Source organism: Salinibius halmophilus, from assembly GCF_003577475.1.
GTDB classification, from domain to species: domain Bacteria; phylum Pseudomonadota; class Gammaproteobacteria; order Pseudomonadales; family Natronospirillaceae; genus Salinibius; species Salinibius halmophilus.
This window is the reverse complement of the sequence record NZ_QPEP01000015.1, coordinates 1-20,145: the sequence shown is the minus strand read 5'-3', so window position 1 is coordinate 20,145 and position 20,145 is coordinate 1. Positions and strand designations below refer to the sequence as shown.

19 protein-coding genes are annotated in these 20,145 nt (G+C 47.0%); 10 read left to right on the top strand and 9 right to left on the bottom strand.

What is annotated here, in order from left to right; translation table 11 throughout:
* Positions 1-73: 73 nt before the first annotated feature.
* On the bottom strand, positions 74-532 hold the full coding sequence (soxR, locus tag DUW71_RS15755) for a redox-sensitive transcriptional activator SoxR (protein ID WP_119396236.1): 459 nt from the start codon (positions 530-532) through the stop codon (positions 74-76).
* Positions 533-603: 71 nt separating this feature from the next.
* Between soxR and DUW71_RS15750 the strand changes: the two genes are divergently transcribed.
* The 3 genes from DUW71_RS15750 to DUW71_RS15740 all read left to right on the top strand — a co-directional run bounded on the left by DUW71_RS15750 (position 604) and on the right by DUW71_RS15740 (position 3,878).
* Complete coding sequence (locus tag DUW71_RS15750) at positions 604-1,821, top strand: MFS transporter (protein ID WP_119396235.1); 1,218 nt, start codon at positions 604-606, stop codon at positions 1,819-1,821.
* A gap of 197 nt (positions 1,822-2,018) precedes the next feature.
* Entirely contained in the window at positions 2,019-2,735 is a 717-nt protein-coding gene (locus DUW71_RS15745; protein ID WP_199671250.1) for a pseudouridine synthase, read from the top strand.
* 165 nt (positions 2,736-2,900) lie between these two features.
* On the top strand, positions 2,901-3,878 hold the full coding sequence (locus tag DUW71_RS15740) for a transposase (protein WP_119396234.1): 978 nt from the start codon (positions 2,901-2,903) through the stop codon (positions 3,876-3,878).
* A gap of 268 nt (positions 3,879-4,146) precedes the next feature.
* On the opposite strand, the gene DUW71_RS15735 is transcribed toward DUW71_RS15740, so the two are convergent.
* Positions 4,147-4,524 (bottom strand): hypothetical protein, encoded by a 378-nt coding sequence (locus DUW71_RS15735; RefSeq protein ID WP_119396233.1) that lies wholly within the window; start codon positions 4,522-4,524, stop codon positions 4,147-4,149.
* 17 nt (positions 4,525-4,541) lie between these two features.
* Positions 4,542-9,947, bottom strand: coding sequence for an RHS repeat-associated core domain-containing protein (locus tag DUW71_RS15730; protein WP_158584182.1), 5,406 nt, complete (start codon positions 9,945-9,947; stop codon positions 4,542-4,544).
* Between the two features lie 190 nt (positions 9,948-10,137).
* Here DUW71_RS15730 and DUW71_RS15725 point away from each other — a divergent pair, with 190 nt between their 5' ends.
* The 4 genes from DUW71_RS15725 (at position 10,138) to DUW71_RS15710 (ending at position 13,281) form a co-directional block, all read left to right on the top strand.
* A complete protein-coding gene (locus DUW71_RS15725) occupies positions 10,138-11,001 on the top strand; it encodes an ABC transporter ATP-binding protein (RefSeq protein ID WP_119396231.1) in 864 nt (287 codons plus the stop codon).
* Positions 11,002-11,003: 2 nt separating this feature from the next.
* Positions 11,004-11,702 carry a hypothetical protein gene (locus DUW71_RS15720; protein ID WP_119396230.1) on the top strand — a complete coding sequence of 233 codons (699 nt, stop codon included), beginning with the start codon at positions 11,004-11,006 and terminating at the stop codon, positions 11,700-11,702.
* Entirely contained in the window at positions 11,695-12,405 is a 711-nt protein-coding gene (locus tag DUW71_RS15715) for a hypothetical protein (RefSeq protein WP_119396229.1), read from the top strand. Before DUW71_RS15720 ends, DUW71_RS15715 begins: the two co-directional genes overlap by 8 nt.
* Positions 12,406-12,648: 243 nt before the next feature.
* Positions 12,649-13,281, top strand: a complete 633-nt coding sequence (locus tag DUW71_RS15710; protein ID WP_119396228.1) for a peroxiredoxin — start codon at positions 12,649-12,651, stop codon at positions 13,279-13,281.
* A 204-nt stretch (positions 13,282-13,485) separates the two neighbouring features.
* Here DUW71_RS15710 and DUW71_RS15705 read toward each other — a convergent pair whose 3' ends face one another.
* Both DUW71_RS15705 and DUW71_RS15700 read right to left on the bottom strand, forming a co-directional pair.
* Positions 13,486-13,641 carry a hypothetical protein gene (locus DUW71_RS15705; protein ID WP_199671249.1) on the bottom strand — a complete coding sequence of 52 codons (156 nt, stop codon included), beginning with the start codon at positions 13,639-13,641 and terminating at the stop codon, positions 13,486-13,488.
* Positions 13,642-13,648: 7 nt separating this feature from the next.
* Positions 13,649-13,885 (bottom strand): hypothetical protein, encoded by a 237-nt coding sequence (locus DUW71_RS15700; RefSeq protein WP_119396227.1) that lies wholly within the window; start codon positions 13,883-13,885, stop codon positions 13,649-13,651.
* Between the two features lie 232 nt (positions 13,886-14,117).
* Here DUW71_RS15700 and DUW71_RS15695 point away from each other — a divergent pair, with 232 nt between their 5' ends.
* The 3 genes from DUW71_RS15695 to DUW71_RS15685 all read left to right on the top strand — a co-directional run bounded on the left by DUW71_RS15695 (position 14,118) and on the right by DUW71_RS15685 (position 15,864).
* Positions 14,118-15,125 (top strand): hypothetical protein, encoded by a 1,008-nt coding sequence (locus DUW71_RS15695; RefSeq protein WP_119396226.1) that lies wholly within the window; start codon positions 14,118-14,120, stop codon positions 15,123-15,125.
* A 193-nt stretch (positions 15,126-15,318) separates the two neighbouring features.
* On the top strand, positions 15,319-15,561 hold the full coding sequence (locus DUW71_RS15690; protein ID WP_119396225.1) for a type II toxin-antitoxin system Phd/YefM family antitoxin: 243 nt from the start codon (positions 15,319-15,321) through the stop codon (positions 15,559-15,561).
* A gap of 6 nt (positions 15,562-15,567) precedes the next feature.
* Entirely contained in the window at positions 15,568-15,864 is a 297-nt protein-coding gene (locus DUW71_RS15685) for a type II toxin-antitoxin system RelE/ParE family toxin (RefSeq protein ID WP_119396224.1), read from the top strand.
* Between the two features lie 155 nt (positions 15,865-16,019).
* Here DUW71_RS15685 and DUW71_RS15680 read toward each other — a convergent pair whose 3' ends face one another.
* The 4 genes from DUW71_RS15680 to DUW71_RS15665 all read right to left on the bottom strand — a co-directional run bounded on the left by DUW71_RS15680 (position 16,020) and on the right by DUW71_RS15665 (position 19,601).
* Complete coding sequence (locus DUW71_RS15680; RefSeq protein ID WP_158584180.1) at positions 16,020-16,502, bottom strand: hypothetical protein; 483 nt, start codon at positions 16,500-16,502, stop codon at positions 16,020-16,022.
* Positions 16,492-17,637 carry a hypothetical protein gene (locus DUW71_RS15675; RefSeq protein WP_158584178.1) on the bottom strand — a complete coding sequence of 382 codons (1,146 nt, stop codon included), beginning with the start codon at positions 17,635-17,637 and terminating at the stop codon, positions 16,492-16,494. Before DUW71_RS15675 ends, DUW71_RS15680 begins: the two co-directional genes overlap by 11 nt.
* 425 nt (positions 17,638-18,062) lie before the next feature.
* Entirely contained in the window at positions 18,063-18,413 is a 351-nt protein-coding gene (locus tag DUW71_RS15670; RefSeq protein ID WP_119396221.1) for a hypothetical protein, read from the bottom strand.
* Positions 18,414-19,601, bottom strand: coding sequence for a hypothetical protein (locus tag DUW71_RS15665; RefSeq protein WP_158584176.1), 1,188 nt, complete (start codon positions 19,599-19,601; stop codon positions 18,414-18,416).
* Positions 19,602-20,145 lie beyond the last annotated feature (544 nt).

Sequence of the window (20,145 nt, the reverse complement as noted above, 5' to 3'; positions counted from 1 at the left end):
GCAGCAAGTTAATCTGGGTTAATAGCCTAGCCACTTGTACTAAAGCTGCTTATCACGTAGAAAAATTTAAACGCTACTTAATAACGTTGCTGATTGTTAACTTAGGTTCGCTCAACACGCTTTCACCTGGCCTGTATTTGTTAAAAGCGTCGTCAGGGTTATAGAGCGCACACTTTTCTAGCGACAAACAGCCACAACCAATACAGCTACCTAGGTTCCTCTCTAAGTGCTTTAAGCGTGCAATTTTGTCCTGCAACTGGTTTTGCCACGTACTAGCGAGTTGCTGCCAATCTGCTTGGCTTGGCGCAACGTTTTTTGGAAGGTGTGCTAGCGCATCAGTGATTTCTTGCAACGACATGCCAATTTGTTGTGCTGCTTTAATAATGGCCAAACGGCGTAGCACCGAGCGATCAAACCTGCGCTGGTTACCGGCGTTGCGATAACTGCTAATCAGGCCTTTGCGTTCATAAAAATGTAGTGCCGAAACAGCGACATTTGAGCGTTTTGCAACCACACCAATAGAAAGTGACATAAAATCCTTTACCTCAACATAGGTTGAGGTTCTATAGTGCCGCCATTACATCAACAAATACAAGACTATTTATGTTCTCTAGCACACGTCGTGACCTTAACTACTTAACCGCTCGCTTTTTCGATGGTCTCTCAACGGGTCTAATTTTGCTGGCACTGCCTTGGTACATATTGACTCATGGCGGTACAGGTAGCTTTGTTGCGAGCATTGCTTTGGTCTGCACAATCACTAGTTTTGCGCTGACGCCTCTGCTTTCGACCTTTATTGATCGTTATTCACGTAAAACGATATTAATCGCTAACCAAGTCATTCAAGCAGCCGTCGCCTTCGTTGTTGCGCTATGTGTAGTTAAACAAATGGCTTCACCCTTACTACTTGGCCTATGCCAAGTGATTTACTGGGTCACGATGAATATGGCGTGGAGCACCAATAATGCGTTTACGCAAGAGAACTGGCAGCCAAGCGAATACGCTGGCATTAGCGGAAAACAAGAAATTGTCGCGCAAATGACCGTTTTGCTTGCTGGTGCAACCGGCGTCATCATGCTGGAGAACTGGGGGCTTTTGACCTTTAGCCTAGTAGCGGCATTCGCATCGATGTTGTCGACATTTAGTTACCTCGTAACCCCTCATCAAAGGCGAGTGCTTAACCGCCAGCAAGAGAGTGTTTGGCGGCAGCTGAAACAAAGTAAAGATATTGTTTGGGCAGACAAAACCTTTTTTGCATTTATCTTTGCTGCACAGCTTGGTTACCCCGTGCTGACGTTTTTAGGTCAACTGGTACCGATTTGGCTTAGTGAGCAAGGCGCTTCGGGTAGCTGGTTTGCTTCATACCAACTTCTTATTGGCTTGGGTGCGATAACCAGCGGCCTGTTGATTAAACGAATTTACCAACACATTGCTCTGGAAAAAATCTTGCCGCTAGGTGCGCTGGCAATGGCACTAGCCGTTTATAGTATGAGCTGGCAAACAAACCTAATAACCTTTGTTGCCCTGGCTGCGTTGTTCGGTTTTTTTAAGTCTGTTAACAGAGTAACACGCGCCAACTTAATGCATTTACACACCGATGGCTCAACACGTGGCCGTGCCGAGGGGGTTTTAGGCATGATGGTGATGACTGTTCAGTCGTTTAGTTATATTTTCATTGCAGCCATCAGCGCTGAAGGGCAAACCGAACTCGGGTTTACTGCTGCCGCAGGCGTACTATTTCTATCGGCTTTGGTCATGACCTACTTGCTGGCTAGGTTAACCAAGGAAAGACGCTTCGTAACCAACGAGTGCACACTATAATTCGCAAATGCTCGGTTGCTCTATGGCTTCTTAATAGCCTTGCAGCTTGTTGGCTGATAGCAAAAGTGGTCTCAACTGGAAAAATCATGGATGTTCACGTTAGTAGTACCCTCGACAAAATAATACATGGCTGTCCAGCTAAACCGATCAGTTGTTTTCCTGATACACTCCACCCCTTAACTAATTAGGCCGCCCAATTGACCACCATTGCCCTTCCCAAAAAAATTGCTCTCTCTGGTTTGTGTTCTCGCCGTAAGGCTGTGAAGTTGATTCAATCAGGTCGAGTGAGTGTGGATGGTGAAATTGCGCAGACGACGATTTGGGTGAATGATGATTGTAGAATTACCGTCGACGGTATGGCACTGCCTAATGCGGTACCTAAGGTCTATGTTGCCTATCATAAACCTGTAGGTGTGAACTGTAATTGTGTGGCAGGTCGAGCTGATAGCATCGTGAATTTTATTGATGTGCCTGAGCAGGTTATGCCTGTTGGGCGCTTAGATAAAGACAGCCTTGGGCTACTTTTGTTAACCAATGATGGTGAGTTGCACCATCAGCTTATGCACCCTGATTTTGCCCATGTGAAACGCTATGAAGTACAGGTAGATCGTGCATTTCCTGATGAGTTTTTGGTGAAAATGTCTGAGCCTGTGGCTATTTTGGATACTCTGACTTTGCCTTGTAAAGTTAGAAGGCTTAGTGATGATCGATTTGAGATTTACTTAACTCAGGGGCTTAATCGGCAAATACGGCGTATGGCGAAAGCCAATGGCTTTCGCGTGACTTATCTAAAACGTGTTGCCATTAATGACTTTTATCTTGGCGAGCTGCCTTTGGGACAGTGGCGCTACCTAAACGAATCTGAGCTTGCGCTTTTAAGCGCTAGCGGCAGAAATCCAGCAGACGGTGCCTGATACCATGGTTGCGCGGGCGCGCTGATAGCCATCCACTTCATAATTATATGCTTGGAGCGATGATGCATACGATGATGCAGGATGACGTCACCTACTGGACATCCACTGTTTATTTGACCAGTGCTATCCGGTCGACTACCTTGTAATCACTAGGAGGTAGTCGCCGTGACCATTGCACGTTCCCAAATCATTCAGTTAGCCGAAACGCTTTTTTATCATTGCGTGTCGCGCTGTGTTAGGCGAGCATTTTTATGCGGTGTTGACCAGGTAAGCCAGCAATCATTCGAGCATCGCCGTGCTTGGTTAATTGAGCGTATTCACCTGTTGGTCAGCGTCTTCACCATCGACGTGGCTGGCTATGCCATTATGTCTAACCACTACCATCTAATTTTGCATGTGAATCATGCCGCGGCACAAGCGCTGTCCGATCGCGAGGTGGCAGAGCGCTGGCAGGTGTTGTTTAAGGGCAGTAAGGTCGTCGATCGGTATTTAGCTGGTGAAGAAGGCGTTGCTGAATTGGCGCAAGCGACACTCGCTAAGTGGAGGGCTCAGCTGTTTGATATTTCCTGGTTTATGCGTTGTTTAAATGAAAACATCGCTCGCCGGGCCAATGCTGAGGACAACTGCACTGGCAGGTTTTGGGAAGGCCGGTTCAAATCACAACCTCTTTTAGATGAAAAAGCGCTGCTCGCGGCCATGGTCTACGTGGATCTGAACCCGATTCGCGCTGAAATGTGCAAGTGCATACCCGAAAGTGAGTTCACCAGTGCTTATGAGCGCATTCATGGAAAACCTTGTGAAGATAGTACTGGCGCAAGCAAAAAGCCGCTAATGAGTTTTATCAGCACAGATAGCAACCTCGATGAAGCCTATTTGCCATGCACTCAAGATCAATATTTCGAGCTACTGGATTGGTCGAGCAAAGTTGTCAGGGCCGATAAGAAAGGTGTTGTCTCCATTGAGCAGCCACCACTGTTGCAACAGCTAGCCTTTAACCAAAACCAATGGCAAATACTGTGCACGAGCCTTGGCAAGGTTACTCATGGTGCAATCGGAGCACCAAATCAAGTTGAGCACTTTCACCAAAGTCGAGGCTGCAAGCGCCGACCCCGTACCGATGTTGTTGTGCAGCTATTTGGCTAGCTAATCCCGTAACCCAAAAAAGAATCTTTAAATTGGTATAAAACCAAGGCACATCTGTGCGTGCACTTCCACAACCCTGTAGTTTTCGCCTAGTTATTCATCATCTTTTAAAGAAATAATCGCAAACGCGCGATTCGACTCGGGCTTTTTGACTGTCCTGCAGCTACTTGGCTGGTAGTAGAAGTGGTCTCAGCTGTATAACCCATGGCTAGCCAGCTAAATTAGCTGCTAAATTAGCTAAATTACACAGCTAAATTACATGAAGTAACTAAATATCGATCTCAGAAAAGTCTATCATTCTTGTTAACTTGCATAGTAGTCGATCAATTATTTTTTCTTTGTCCGAAATGTTGGGTGACCTAGGATAAGTCATTTCTTTCATATACTCATTATACTCGTTATATGCTTCCGGCCAAAGATCAGTAATCAAAGTCCAGTCACTGTCTAGATTCCAAGGTTTTTCTATTGAAATATTACACCCATTTCTACAAATATATATCTGTTCTCCAGTGTGTCTCTCGTAATAAATTGCGATTTTAAATCCTTTGTAATCATATATGTCAATCCACAATCCGTCCTCAGAGTACTCATGTGCTAGTTTAACATCGTCCATTGAAACAAAATTTTTGTATCTATCGTCTTTCATGTGTTAACTCGAGTTGGTTATTTGATAGTCCATTCGTTGCCCATTAGTTCATATCCCAAGTCTTTGAAATGTTGACTATTGAGCATGTTGACCTCTCTAGCCGTTGCACTCGTCGAGAAATGGGTCAGAGCTTGTTCAGGAGTTACATTCGATAAAACAAATGTTCTACGCTGATCCGCATTTTGTAATAAGAACTGTTCGTTTACTTTGAAGGCAGCGTCATTTGCTAGTGTTTCAGATCGTTTTTCATCAAAGCCAGCGTCATCGAAAAATTTCTTTAAATCGCCGAAGAAGCTATCTGTAGATTCAAACCAAATGCCGCCCTCACTTTTAGCAATGTCGATATATCCCATATCTGAAGTTCCCTTACCAGGCTCTGGCGCCGCCCATCTACCTAGGATTACTTTTCCTTCATTTTTTCCTGGTGCGCTATGAGTAAACAGACGAGCAAACTTTGCGGCAATGTCAGTAGTGTCCTCACCGTTTAAAAACTGTTTAGCTAGCTCTGCGGTAGCCACTCGAATGTTGAAATTGTTGCTACAATCTTTGGCTGCCAACCCCAACGGATCAACCCACCCAACCGGATTTGGGCAATACTGATAGGCATTTAGCCCGCCTAGTAAACCGATCGGGTCTTGCGTCGTAAAACGCCCAACTTCGGCATCGTAATAGCGGTTTAGGTTATAAAACAGCCCAGATTCCGAGTCTTCATATTGGCCTTGAAAACGAATCTTGGGTGCAACCTTTTCACCGGTTAAAGGGTGAAGCTTAAACGAGCGCTCTGATTCAATCTGGCCATAAACCGAATGCTCAGCTTGCCATAATCTCTGACCTTCTCCATCAAACAGCCCCTTTGGCGTACCTAAGTGGTCTACGTCAAAATGCAGGGTGCCAAGCTCGGTGTCGTGCATTGCCAGTGGCACGTGGGTGCCTGGCTCGTAGATGTAGCGCTCGGCAGTGAGTTGTTGGTTGCCGCCGTTGGTGAGTTTGCGAACATGCACCAGCGTTGAACCTTGCCAAGCGAAGCGTTCGTGGTTGATCACTTCACCTTGCTTACGCGCTAGTTCGGCTAATTCAAGTTCAGTTTCAACACCAGTCACCGTAGCATCAAGCTGCCAAACGATTTTTTCAATACGACGGCCTAGGGCGTCGTAGAGGTATTCACTATATCGCGTGGCTGTCCTATCAACGGATTGCAGCAATGCAACAAGCTGGTGCTTGGCGTTGTAGAAGAACTGCTTTTTCTTGCAGCCATTGGCGCCGCTGGTTTCGGTTTTTAGGTTGCCGTGGCTGTCGTAGTCAAAATGCCGGTCGCCCCAGAATGGTAGCTGGTTGTTGGTTAGCTCGGTTAGGCCTTGTGGCAGCAGGTTGCCGGCTTTGTCTTGGTTGACCTGTTGTGCAACCAAGTCGCCGGATTCACCGCGAACGACTGAAGTTAATCGGTCTACGGCATCGTATTGGTATTGTTTAACAAATGGCTTGGCGCTCGTGGAACCTTGCTCACTAATTTGCGCAAGCCGACCATACTCATCGTACCCATAATCACGCTGTTTAATTAGCTCGTGCGCGCTGCCTAGGCGTTTGGTTTGTGCCAGGCGGCTTTCTGGGTCGTAACTAAATTCAAGCTGGTGGGCACCTTGTTGGCGCTTGGTTAGCTGGCCAGCGCTATTGAACTGCTGGCTAAATAGCTGCTCGTCGTTAAGCAGCATACCAACAAGCTGCTGTTGGCTATTCCAATGATATTCTTGGTACCACTCAACTTTGCGCCCGTCGGAATGCAAGAAGCTGTATTTAAGCCCTTGTGGTTTTGGCTTGAAGCTCTCGTGGTGTAGGTGCGAAACAAGGCCATCACCGCGGTAGTGAATGCCAATTTTATGTTGATGCGGCTGTGCGCGTTGGCCAAATGGATTAAAGCTTTGGCGGTTTAGCTCTTCGGTTAAGCGCCCAGCTAGGTCGTAGGCTAGTTCGGTTTGGGCATGGCCGTTATCGGCCATGATTAAACGATTTAATTCATCGTACTGATAGTCGATGGTGACGCTTTGTTTACCTGCTGCTTCGTGTTGCTCGTGGATTAACATGCCTAGGGCATTGCGTTCAAAAGTGGCGGTTAGTTCGCCTTCCTTAAGTGCCACAACACGACCCGCACCATCATAGGTGTAGTCGGTTGTGCGGCCATCCACGGTGATTTCACGGCTAATGCGCTCGTGTGCGTCGTATTCAAACTTATGAGCTTGGCCGTTTTGGTTAATCAGTGCCGTTAGGTTGCGCTCTTTGTCGTATTGGTAGCGCACTTCGTTGCCATCTGGCTGAATTAGGCGCTCAACTTGGGCAAACTTGCCATATTCAAACTGGGTGGTTCGCCCAGCGGCGTCGATATGGGCAACAACGCGGCCAAAGCTGTCGTATTTAAGCTTTTGGCTCTTACCAAATGGGTCAATTTGGCTAATTAACTGGCCTTGCGCATCATAAACGTAATGCGTAGTTAGCGGTTTTTGCTGAGTGTTTAATGGTTGCTGGGTTTTACTGATTAACCGGCCTTGCTCATCGTAATCGAAGGTCAGCTCGGCAAGTACGTTGGTTTTACCTGCTTTTGCCTTAACGGACTGCACGTAGCGCGCAATGCTGCCCCATTGCGGGTGCCATTCGTATTGGTGAATCGTGCCATTGGCGTCGACTTGTTTAACCAGCTGGTCGGCGTCATAAAACCATTTGGCTTCGCGGCCATCTGGGTAATGCACTGCTGTCAGCTGCTCAAGGCTGTTATAGGTATAACGTGTGGTGTGGCCTGCGGCGTTAGTAACACGGGCAGGTAAGAAAGTATCGCCGTGGTAAACAATCCGGGTTTGCTGGCCTAGGGCGTTAACTTGTTTGGTTAAACGCTGTTGGCCATCGTAGGCATATTCGGTGCGCTCGCCGTTGCCGTTTTGATACCACAGTAAGTCGCCCAAGCTGTTGTAGTGCCAACGCTCTTCGCTGCCATCTGGCATGGTTTTGCGTAGTAGCTGAGCTTTGTCGTCAAACTCATATTCTTTCACCACACCATTGGAGTCGATGGCGCGGCTGATGTTTCGATTCGGTGCGCTTGCAAGATTCCATTCAAAACGATAGTCGTAAGTTCCACCACGTTCCTTTTGTTTGGTGGCGCGTGCTTTTGGTCCTAGTTCCGTCCACTCAAAATCGTAAATCGCCCCGGATGCCAACTTGCGCATACGAATGGTGTGTTGTTCAAACCGGAACTGTTCCACGCGACCTTGGGCATCGCGTGCGGCAATTAAGTCGCTTTGATCATTAACGATGTAACGCGCTAGGCGTTTTGATTTTGAGCCATTAACAGTTTGCCAATCAATGGCAGCAATGCCGTGTTGGCTGTATCTAATCGAAAGTTGATCACCCCAAGTAGCGACGAGCTTAGTTGGTAATAGTTGCTCGCCAGAGGCCAGTTGAACCAGCTCATACAACAAATGCCAAGATTGCTGCTGATCGATCGTGGCGATATGCGTCAGTACATAATCGCCATTGGCTTCAAGCTGGCGAAAGCGTTTCACTACGCCATCTTTCTTTAGGGTGATTTCTTCGCCACCCCAATAAACCGTTGCACCATGCTGGTTGCGTACAAATACACGTTTTTTGACCGCGCCCCAGTAGGTGCTGAGAAACTCTTGGTCAACAAACTCTAGCTCGTTGCCATTAACCTTAAAGTGTTCGCTAAACGAGTGTGACCAGCCGTAGCCCATGCTACTGCGCCGATCACAGGTACCGGTACGGTATTGACGCACAAAGTTAATGGGCACCACGCCAGGAATAGAAAAGTCGACGGTTTGGTAAAGCTCTTCACCGGTAACCATGCTGATTGGATCGTTTTCACATGGAGTAGCTTTTTCGGCACCACAAGTTCCACTACCCGTTCCAGACTCGGTACTCTTATTTTCTACTTCGCCATTGTCTTCATGCTCATCGTTATTGTCAGCGTTGTTATCTTCGTAATCTTTTTCAGCATCTGATACGTCGTTTTTGGGCTTTGTTTCGACGAGACTTGCCGGTTGTTCTGGTGAGTGATCTATCCTAGGCCCATCACTTACAACTAGGGTTTCCTCGGGTTTGGGTTGTTGACTATTAACCCTAATATCTTGCTCTATGCGTTGTGTTGGGCTTGGCTTATTTACCCGCAGTTTGTCGAATAAACGCCAAATCTGGCGAACTGAACTGACAACCTTGGTGAAATGTACGCTATATCGCATTGTGGCGGCTGGGCCTACAATCGCAGCGGCTACACCACCAGTAAGGGCAATCGCTGCGGCGCACGCAATAGCGAAGATAATTTCGAAACCGATTGCACCAAAAACTTCAACCTTACTAACTGTGCTAAGGCTAGAGAAGTAATCTGAGGGAAACTTCAGGAGCATTTGCCAAGTTTCAGTATCGAGCGCTATCAGCTTTAGTACGTACCAGGCCTTCTGCGCTACATCCAAGGCAATGCCACCTAACCGAGCAATCTCAACATAGAGCTCTTCCAGCATCTCGAGCGCTTCGCCAGCGAGTAAGCGTTTAAAGAACTGAATCTGTAGCTTGGCAAGGTCACTGGCTATATCGATTACACCGGCACCGGCTTCAACTACTGCTTCAACCGTGTCGACTGCGCCGTCCCAAAACTTAACCATTACTGCGCCAGTCAGAATAAGCCCCTTGGTGAGCATTCCCTCCTCATCAAAAACAGCCTGCTCAATTGCTGCGCGTTGTTTGGTTTCGTCGATAATGCCGGTTAGGGCGTCTTCTAGCTCGCCTCGCAAGCGGGCTAATTCCGACTCCCGTGGGGCATAGGTAATGTTAGCCACGGCGGCGGGTAGGTCGGCTATTACGTATTGGCCGTTTTCATCGAGTGAACCTTCAATAATTTGGCCGGTGTCGAGCTCAACTTTAAAGTCGGTGTTTTCCATCGGCTCGCCATTCTCGTCCATGTAGGCAAGCGTGAGGGTATAGGTTTGCTCAGGTGCAGCCGCCTCATTAATAATAACGGGTTCGGGCTGACTGGCCGGCTCATTATTGGCTTGTGCATTATTTGCCGACGCGCTACTGGCCGAACCACTATTCAAACCAGCACTATTCGAACCTGCACTACTGGCTTGGCCCACACCGGCAATTGGTTTGTTTAGGCGCTGCACGCAAATCCAATCTTTTTGGTGCAAGGTAAGGGGGCGCGGAATTTCTTGCCAGCTTCCGCGTTGATACTGGAAAAATCGTGTGTGCTCGTCGCGCACCAAGCCAAGGGCGTGAATGGGATCAACGGTGCCCCAGTTTTCAGGTGCGGGGAAGAGTTTGGTTTTTACTTCGTGCGGCAGTGCCTTAAGCGCTTCACCATTGGGGTACAGCAACTCGGCAGCTTCTTGTTCGGGTGTGCCTGCTTCGTCTTCTAGCCAGTTTTCCATTGTTCGTCCTTGACACATTTTTTTGTTATTTAACCCAAAATAACCAGAACTAACAACTCACGCCATGGGCAGGTTTGTTAGTTTGTGAACTTGCCTGACGCAAACGCTATTCGGTCATATAAGTAATACTCACAATGCGTACCACTTATTAGAAGCGCTACACTGATGGCATAGCAGGTGAGGTTAGCAAATGATTAATGTTGAAGGATTAGCGTTCACTTATGCCAAGCAGCATAAGCCAACGCTTAGCAATTTAAGCTTTTCGGTGGCCGACGGTGAGATTTTTGGTTTTTTAGGGCCGTCTGGCTCCGGTAAAAGCACCACACAGAAACTATTAACCGGTATGTTAGCAGGGCATCAAGGCAAGGCCGAGCTTCTTGGCAAGCCTATCGAAGCTTGGAAAAGCGAGGTGTATCAGCATATTGGTGTTGGGTTTGAGTTGCCGAATCATTACGAAAAGCTCACGGCGCGCGAAAACCTGAAGGTGTTTGCTGGGTTGCAGGGCATAAAAAATGCCAAACCCCGAATAGAAGAAGTGCTCGAACAGGTGGGATTATTAGCGCATGCAGACCAACGCACGCAAGAATTTTCCAAAGGCATGCGAGTGCGGCTGAACTTTGCCAGGGCAGTGCTGCACAAACCCAAACTACTGTTTTTAGACGAGCCAACCTCTGGGCTCGACCCCGTTAACGCCAAAATTGTTAAAGACCTTATATTGGCTGAGCGCAACGCCGGGGCCACCATATTTTTAACCACTCATAATATGTTTGATGCCGACGCGCTTTGCGATCGAGTCGCTTTTATTGTTGAAGGGCAGTTGCGCCATATAGGTCAGCCTTGGGCCATTAAACAAGAATATGGGCAAGCGCGTATTGAGCTAACCCAGCTTTACAACGGCGAAACCATTAAAAACGACTACCCCCTAGATAACCTTGCCACCAATCAAAGCTTTTTAACCCAGCTAGGCCAGGCGCCTATCCAAGCGCTGCACAGCCAAGAGGCCACCCTTGAGCAAGCATTCATTCAACTAACTGGTAAAACACTAGGAGGCTAATTATGAAGGCGTTATTAGTTTTAGAGTGGCGCCTGCAGTGGCGGCATGGTTTTTGGGCGGCCGCTGGCGTGCTAACGCTTGTTTGGTTTGGCTTGTTATGGCTGCTACCTGCCTGGGATAGAGCCTTCTGGTTTGGCATTGTGGCAGCCGTGGATATTACTGCCATTGGTTTGTTGTTTGGCTATGGGCTGTCGGTGTTGGAAGGCAACCAAAATGTACAGCAACCGGTGCGCATGACACCCGTGCGCAGCTGGCAAATTATGCTAGCGCGAGTGTTTTGGTTATGGCTAATGATGACAACGGTGCAAATTGCGCTGGCTCTGCCTTTGCTGCCGTGGGGGGCGGTATTGTTAATGGCGCCTGGCATGCTGCTGAACGCGTTGTTTTTTGCTTGTGTGGGCGTGCTGGTACCCAAAATATGCCAAAGCCTGAACCAGTTTATTGTGCTATTTAGCTTGACCGGCATATTGTGGGCGCTGCCCATTTTGGCTTATGCCGATGTGGTGCAATTACCGTATTGGTGGCTATTGCCCTCTGGTGGCGGCTGCTACTTATTGGCCATTGGCTCGCAAAACCTATTTGGCTGGCAGTTAGGGGCGGCCGGTGTGGCGCAGTTTATCTGGGCGCTTGTTGCACTAGGCTGGGCACTTAAGTGGGATGCACGCAGCGGTGGGCACCGCTTTGGAGGTAACCGTGCTTAACACCTTGTTAATGCTTGAATGGCGCAAGGTTCGCACCGACGCCTTCTTAATATTATTGGCCACCATGTCACCGCTATTAGCCGTATTGCTGCGTATTTATTGGCCAGTGCTCAACCAAAACTTCCCTAACTGGCAGCTAAATCAGTACGCCAGTATGGCCAGCGTGCTACTCGCGACCATCACGCCAATGATGATGGGTTTTATATTGGGTTTTCAGTTGCTGTTAGAGCGCGAAGCAAATTTATTGGCGGCTATCTCGGTTACTCGCCTTGGCCTGCGCCGCTACATTTTGTTGCGCGTGGCAGTTTATAGCGCTATTGGGTTTTTATTAACGGTAGTGATTCACCAGCTGTTGGGCTTAGTGGTGCTACCCCTTTGGCAAGTGGTGTGCATTGCTTTATTGAGCTTGCCATTGCTAGGGCTTAGTTTGCTGCTGCTTATGCGCTTAGCCAAAAACCTAGTGGAAGGCTTTGCGGCCATGAAAGCCCTCGGCTTTTTGATATCGGTGCCCATTATAGTCGTGCTTTTTGTGCCCGTGCCTTGGTACTGGCTGGCGGGCATATTGCCAACCTTTTGGAGCATAGCTGGCTACCATGCTATTGCGGCAGGTGAACAAGCGGGCTGGTGGATGATGCTATTTGGTGCGGTTTATCAAATGATCGTTTGTGGGCTGCTATGGCTCCGCCTGCTTAATCGTAAATAAACTATTTGGATAATCAATCGTATTAACCCATTGTTGCAAGAATGCAAGTTGATTCATGCAACAGTTGTACTAAGCTAAAATCGCTACAAGGCAGGTAGATCAAGGGCTCCAGACTTCAACCCCAGCTGAATGAGTGTTGTCACAGTCATAAGTTGAATGTTGCATATGCCACTTATTGGGTCTAATGTAGTTTGCAGTTGCCGCAAACGCGGCGTACGTTCTAAAACCAATGGAGAGAACATCATGGCTTTACATTTAGGTGACGTAGTACCAAATTTCCAAGCAGACACAACCACAGGCAAAATCGACTTCCATGAGTGGATTGGCGATTCGTGGGCTTTTTTCTTCAGCCACCCAGCCGACTTTACTCCAGTGTGCACCACTGAGATGGGTCGCACGGCGCAACTAAACGATGAGTTTGCCAAGCGCAACGTGAAGCCGATTGGCCTGTCGACCGACACGGTAGAAGAGCACTTAAAGTGGATTGAAGACGTGAACGACACGCAAAACACCACGCTCACTTTCCCAATTGTGGCCGATGCTGGCCTAGAAGTGTCGCGTTTGTACGACATGATTCACCCGGGCGAGAGCACCACTGCAGCAGTACGCTCGGTATTTATTATCGACCCGAACAAAAAGCTGCGCTTAACCTTTACCTACCCAATGAGTGTGGGCCGCAACTTCGCCGAGATTCTGCGCGTGATCGATGCTTTACAGCTTGGTGATAAGCACACTATTGCTACCCCTGCCGACTGGGAAGTAGGCAAAGACGTCATCATTCCACCATCAATTGATAACGACAAAGCGAACAGCATGTTCCCGCAGGGCTTTAACGAAATTCGCCCATACCTGCGCACCGTAAAAGTGGATTCTTAATCCTAGGCGTGTCGTAGAAGTAGGTCTGTAAGTCATGCGGCACCAGCCGCATGCTTGCAGACAAGCTACTAGGCTCTAACTCGCGCCAATCACCGACATACAATGCGCCACCATGCTGTCTTTTTCGCCAACAGGGGCTATCTCGCGCGTTTGTTTACCGCTGCCAAACAGCACAGCATCTGCCGAATTAGCAAACTCAAGTGGCTACTGAGCTTGCAGCGTTACAGCGTTCATCGAGGTAACGTACTCGGCCGGGCTGACAATATGCGCGCTCAAATCTGGCAGCCTATTCAAAATACCCAGTGCCACAAATGAATCGATTTCGTTAAAGCCATCGAAGGTGAGAATTGCTATGTTCATTGATTAGTTATTCGCTTTCTGTAGGCACCAGCCATTGAGGCGCAAAACCTGAAACTGCGATAACACCGGAAGCGAATGTCGTTAGCACTACCAATACTGCCGTAGCCACCTCACTAAAAGTTGCCGGTTCACTGAGTGCCGCAGTTACAAAGTGAGCACTAGCAAACATACCAAGCACGCCTGTCACCAATGCAAGAAACCGAAAAGGCCAACGTGCCTTGGCATGTCTTTTCGCAAAACTCATGAAATAGCGCTCCTTGTTTGCTGATTGGCAGTTTAGTTATACGTTCCATGGGTGGTGGGTGTCCAGTTAGGGATTGTTCTGATGAACGTTCCTGACTTAGCTTAAAGAACGAAGTGCGCAAGGACGAATGCATGGGTGCCCAGCTAACACATTGTTAAACGTTTCTTGTATGGTGCGTGTCCATAAATGCTGTGTTAACTTATCGGATTATTGGCGAACATAGTGAAGGATCATGAAAAAAGCCACTACGATCATTCTGATGGCGTTAGCCCTGCCCGCAAGTGCTCAACTATCTGAGCATACCCAAAATTATATTCAGACCTATCAACAGTTTATTGGTAGCTCAGACTTCTTAGACCAACTAACGGAGCTTGAGAGCTTAATTATTGATGACGGTCGCCGTATTTGTAAGTTGCAAGAGCCTGATTGCGCTGCTGCTATAGTGCCGCAATCTGAAGAAGCCCTTGCTAAAGCTTGGTCGATTATGACGACAGCAACGCCGCAGTTTCCAGCGGTGCCCAGTGCAAACGATCCTGTACCGGCTCATCGCGCTTGGCTTATCGCATCTCAAAACATGTGGCTGGCAACGCTCGATGAACCAAGGCTTTGGCGCGACCAGATGATCGTAACAACGCGATGGTGCGAACAACAAATTGACTTGATCGGCTATATGATTTGTTTGGCGAATATAGACAATGGCCTGGCCATTGGTAAGCAGTTGCCACCAGAGTTTACCCAAGGACGTTTTCGGCTCGATAACATTGGCCTCAAAACTGCTCTGCTAGGCGAATGGGCGGCAATGGCTACCGTATTTACAGATACTAGTCAAAAACTGAATGCCGAGCTTGAGGGCCAGCACGGGGCAAACGAGTTAAGCCATTGGCTGCTTGATTCAGATGCTGTTTTAAATCATCACTACCAGTTTTTAACACAATGGTATGCAGTGATTGATGGTGAACAAGCAACAGTGACTAACTCGCCATGCTCTGAATGCGGCGAAATGGGCAAGATATTCACCAGCATTGCAGGCGCTGATTATGGTAAGTACATCGAGCGACATCAGCAAGCTCAAGCCGTGCTGCAGGCTTTAACCCATACAGATGTTGCAACACTAACCTACCCGTTAGCTGTAGAGATGTGCAGCGATTTTGAGGGTGAGGTGTCTGAAGTCACAATAACGCTAAATAGCGAGATTACTGTATTGCCGTGTAATGCGGTTATGGCCTTGAAACAAAAGTAACGGCCCTTGCCTTGCTGCTATTAAGCCCGGTTACTCGCTCATACAACGAAGTGCTTAAAGTAAAATGCATGGGTGTCCAGCTAACACACCCAGTTAGGGATTCGTTTTCGCACAAATCGCACGATTTAATTATATTGATCACTTCATGCGAACGGCTATAATTCTTTCGTACTCCCCAATTTGGAGGTTGAACATGCGCACTTTAACTGCAAATGATGCCAAACGTAATTTTGGTGAGCTTCTGTTAAGCGCTCAACGCGAGCCAGTGAAGATTAGTAAAAATAGCAAAGACGCTGTAGTGGTCATGTCAATCCAGGACTACGACGAGCTAGAGGCGATGAAGGCTGCTTACCTAAAGCAGTGTTTCGAGTCTGCTAATCAAGACATAGCACAGGGCAAGTTAGTAGACGGTGAAGACTTTCTAAACGCCTTGTAACCCAGCATGCCAAATAACAACTACAAACTGAGCCGCTCAGCCCAGACTCATTTACGCAATATCAAAAGCTACACCGTCAATAACTTCTCAGAGACCCAGTGGCAAAGCTACAAGAATACGTTACTGACCGGTTTGAAAATGCTTGCTGCCAACCCAGAAGTTGGGCGCAGTTGTGACGATATTTACCCAGGTGGCTTCTATTTTCCAGTAGGCAAACATACCGCCTACTTCACCAAGGAAAATGGCTTCATTGTAGTGGTAGCGGTTCTCGGGCAATCACAGCTACCTCAGAACCATTTGTAATATAAGTACCAACCGTTAACTCGCCTAGCTGGATTTTTCGAGTGCTCTTTTTTCTTAGACACCCATTGGCTTTCTGGGACTGATAGCAGTGGGTGTCCAGCTAAGACTTTTAGCTAAGACTTTTAGATAGCCAAGGGTGTTTAGCTAAGATATTTCTACCAATTCCGCCTAAATCTAACAACTAATTTACTTCCCTGTATATCTAGCAGTATTGGTTTCGAGTTATTCAATTCCAATAAACTCAATAATGACGATAGTTCTTTTAAATCCGAAATATTATCGAAGTCAAAAGATGCTGACGCCGTAGCACTGCAATCCTGGGTAGCCCCCCTCGCGTATGCCTTTAGTTCCTCTAAAGACATATTTCCAAAAGAAATATAGGCTACATATTTTGCAGTAGGATACTCACCTAAAGAAAAATTTAGCTGTTCAATTTTAGTAGTAAACTCAACATTGCCTAGATCTGCCATATACTCTTTAGCTTCATCATAACAGTGCTCACCTATTAAAAAATAAACACCTTCGGAATCCTCATTTTTCGAATAGGACTCTCCTTTGCCAAATAGTATTACGCCACCAACTCCAACCACTATTCCTAAGAGGAATAATGATAAAGATCGCCTGGCATTATCTTTCAAAAAATGGTACATAATTTACACTCTCGATACCTATTCGTTCTGATTTTATTACAGTTCTGTTCCAACTATCTGGGTCTGGCAAAAATATCGAATATTCAACCGGCCCTATAAATCCACCTTCGGGTAAGCTTTGATACTCAGTTACATTGTATTTGCTTCTAGTATATGTGTAGCTAACAGTGTCGACCCATTTTACTCGATATTGCTCAACCTGTCGGTCAACTAAAAATGCCAGCAAATCCCAAGGTTTTGGTGGGAACTTTCCTATTGACGGGCCGATGCTAAACAATGAGCTTTCACCTACACCAACCACTGGCTCATATCTCTCTTCCTGCCGCGTGGAGCTTATAATAGTTTCTGTACAGTTAGCCGGAATTTCGCATTCCGCCTTAACTTCGTTCCTTGCTATTCTTTGCGAGTGATGCCGGCCATGGCTTCTTACGAAAGTTGTGGTTTGACTGATTTCCATATCAAACTGCACTTCCGCAGTTGCCGTCCCTTCCGGCACATCCCCAGAACTATTCTCAACACTATGATCAACAGCCGCACTATCATGCGATTCAATCTGAAAGTACCCAGTCGGATCCACATGCCCGTATGGGTTGCCGTAGCCATAGCTGTAGCGGCCCCAGTGGGTGATGTTGCTGTGGTTTGGCACTATTGGGTCTGGCGTTAGGAACTGGCGGCTGTATAGATCGTAGACACGGCCACCAAAGTGCACGATTTGGAAGTTATCGTATTGCGGTTTGTTTTGCACTAGCTGATTGGTTTTGGCATTGCCACCATTCTGCGTTAAGCCATACGGTGAGATTTTGTATGGGTCAATGAGGTTGGTGTCATTCGACGCCAACACGGCAACCATATTGCCAAGGTGATTGCGCAGCACAGCTTGCGTTGTAGTGCCTTCGCTTGGGTCATAGTGCATGTTAATGCCCGACGCACTCAAGCTATGCGTTACCTTGGTTGTGCGTTGTCGATTGGCAAAGGTTTCAACAACTGAATATTTAAACCCGTGCGGTAAGAAGAAGGTATAAACCTTTTCGCCACCCTGACCACTTGGCGCGTCAACCGATACCGCAAGCTCGCCGCCCATATAAACATAGTTCGCTCGACGCCCGCTATTGAGATTAACCACTTCGGTTAACCGATCGAAGTCGTCATAGCTAAAAGAGCGGTTATTTAAGTGCCATATACGCCCACGGTCATCCGTTCTGGCAATGTCTGGCGGCGAGTAACAGCTGTTACTATTAAGACACCCATTGGCTATCTGTGACAGATAGCGGTGGTTGCCCAGCTAACCGCATCCAGCTAACCGGAGGAAACAATGAAGCCTATTGGTCAAACCATTCTACCAGTCTCCAATAGGTAGCTAATAAACTCGTTGTGCAAATCGGAAGATATGACCTCTCCTCGGTTAACTTTTTTTTGGGCACCCACTAACATTTTTTTGGACACCCACTATTAAGCCTGTGCATTTTCTTAACACAGCTAAACGACCGAGGTGCATAAGGAATGATACATGAGTACCCAGCTATCACCCTCTGACTTTGGGCCGAAAAACTAGTTTTTAGACTTAACTTTCAGTATGACGATTTCAACAACCACGTGACATAGCATGAACATTAAAGTAAATGGAACAGCCAATATTGGTGAAACATTCCTTCCCAAATCATTGATCTCTCTAGAGTTCCAGTAAAACTCCAAATCACTGCCGCTTGAAGCATTACTCATGTATGAGACATAAAAGTCTAATATTGCACTTCCTAATACAATAGACATATAGAAAGCAATAGATAAAAATACAATTCTCTTTAGATACCCAGAGTTCCTTAGCTTAAATATTGTCAAAGATAAAATTATTGCAACAAAAAAAGCAAAAAAAATATACTCGTTAAGTTCAGCACCAAACATCTATAACTCCTTACCAAAATTATTTTGATACTCTACCTTCCATACGTGCGGCACATATGGAAAAGGAGAGCCACCAGGTAGTTCACCCTGGCTCCCTTCGTTATCTCTCCCCCAAAATATATCCCATATTCCATCAGGCCCGATTATTTTGTTAGGGCTCGCTGCTTCGACGAAACCAGCGAATGTGGTCGTGCAAGTTAAGTGACTACAAGACGTACTCCATGCGAGACCCGTAGCTCCAACATGGTACATTTCATTCCGCATTTCTACAGTTCTTTGGCCGTTTATGTGCTTTGCTGTCCCTGCTTTTAAGGCAGATAGTTGATGTAGTGTCGCTTCATTATTTTCTATCATCAATCTCGTATCTAGACTTAGCCTAACTGCAAATTTTCCTGCTATTGGCTCAGCCCAGTACAACATTGTCAAAAAGTTATTCTCTTCCTCTGCCGATGGGCTTCCTATAATAAACTTGTCTTTAAATAATGGACTCTCTGAAAGCATGGTATTAATTTGCTTTTCTATATCAAACGATACAGCAGAAGTATCGGCCCCCTCCGGCACATCCCCAGAATTATTCTCAACACTATGATCAACAGTCGCTTTGTCATGCGATTCAATTTGATAATACCCAGTCGGATCAACATGCCCGTATGGGTTGCCGTAGCCATAGCTGTAGCGGCTCCAGTGGCTGATGTTGCTGTGGTTTGGCACGATTGGGTCTGGCGTTAGGAATTGGCGGCTGTATAGGTCGTAAACACGGCCACCAAAGTGCACGATTTGGAAGTTATCGTACTGCGGTTTGTCTTGCACCAGTTGATTGGTTTTGGCATTGCCACCATTCTGCGTTAAGCCATACGGCGAGATTTTGTATGGATCAATGAAGTTGGTTTCATTCGATGCCAACACGGCAACCATATTGCCAAGGTGGTTGCGCAGTACTGCTTGCGTTGTCGTGCCTTCGCTTGGGTCGTAGTGCATGTTAATGCCAGAGGCACTCAAGCTATGCGTGACTTTTGATGTACGACTTTGGCTAGTAAGGGTTTCAACAACCGAATACTTAAACCCATGCGGTAAGAAGAAAGTAAAAACCTTTTCGCCACTCTGACCACTTGGCGCGTCAACCGATACCGCAAGCTCGCCGCCCATATAAACATAGTTCGCTCGACGCCCGCTATTGAGATTCACCACTTCGGTTAACCGATCAAAATCGTCGTAGGTAAATGAGCGATTATCTAATTGCCATATACACCCACGGTCGTCCGTTCTGGCAATGTCTGGCGGCGAGTAACGGCAGCTTTTTCTAAGACACCCATTGGGAACCTCTAAAAACCCCTTTTTCTCATTTTTACTTCGTTAAAAATCGGCTCAAAATGCTCATTTACTACAGTAAACTCTGCTTTTTCGCCGATTTTTGCCTCGTCAAAATTTCGCCTCCGAGGTTTTTAGAGGCCCCCCATTGTCTATCTGTGACAGATTGCGGTGGGTGTCCAGCTAGATATTACTGACTTAGCTTAAAGAACGAAGTGCGCAAGGACGAATGCATGGGTGTCCAGCTAGCACGAAGTGCAGCTAGCACACTTTTTCATACACTCTTAAACGCGAAGTGCCTCTAAGGCTCTTCGCATTTAAGGGTGTAGCTGAGTTTTAAAACCTCCTGACTCCAACAGGCACCGAGCTATGTAGTTGGTTACATTCCTAAAGCCCAGAGCTGTGCCACGTAAGTGTTCGAGTC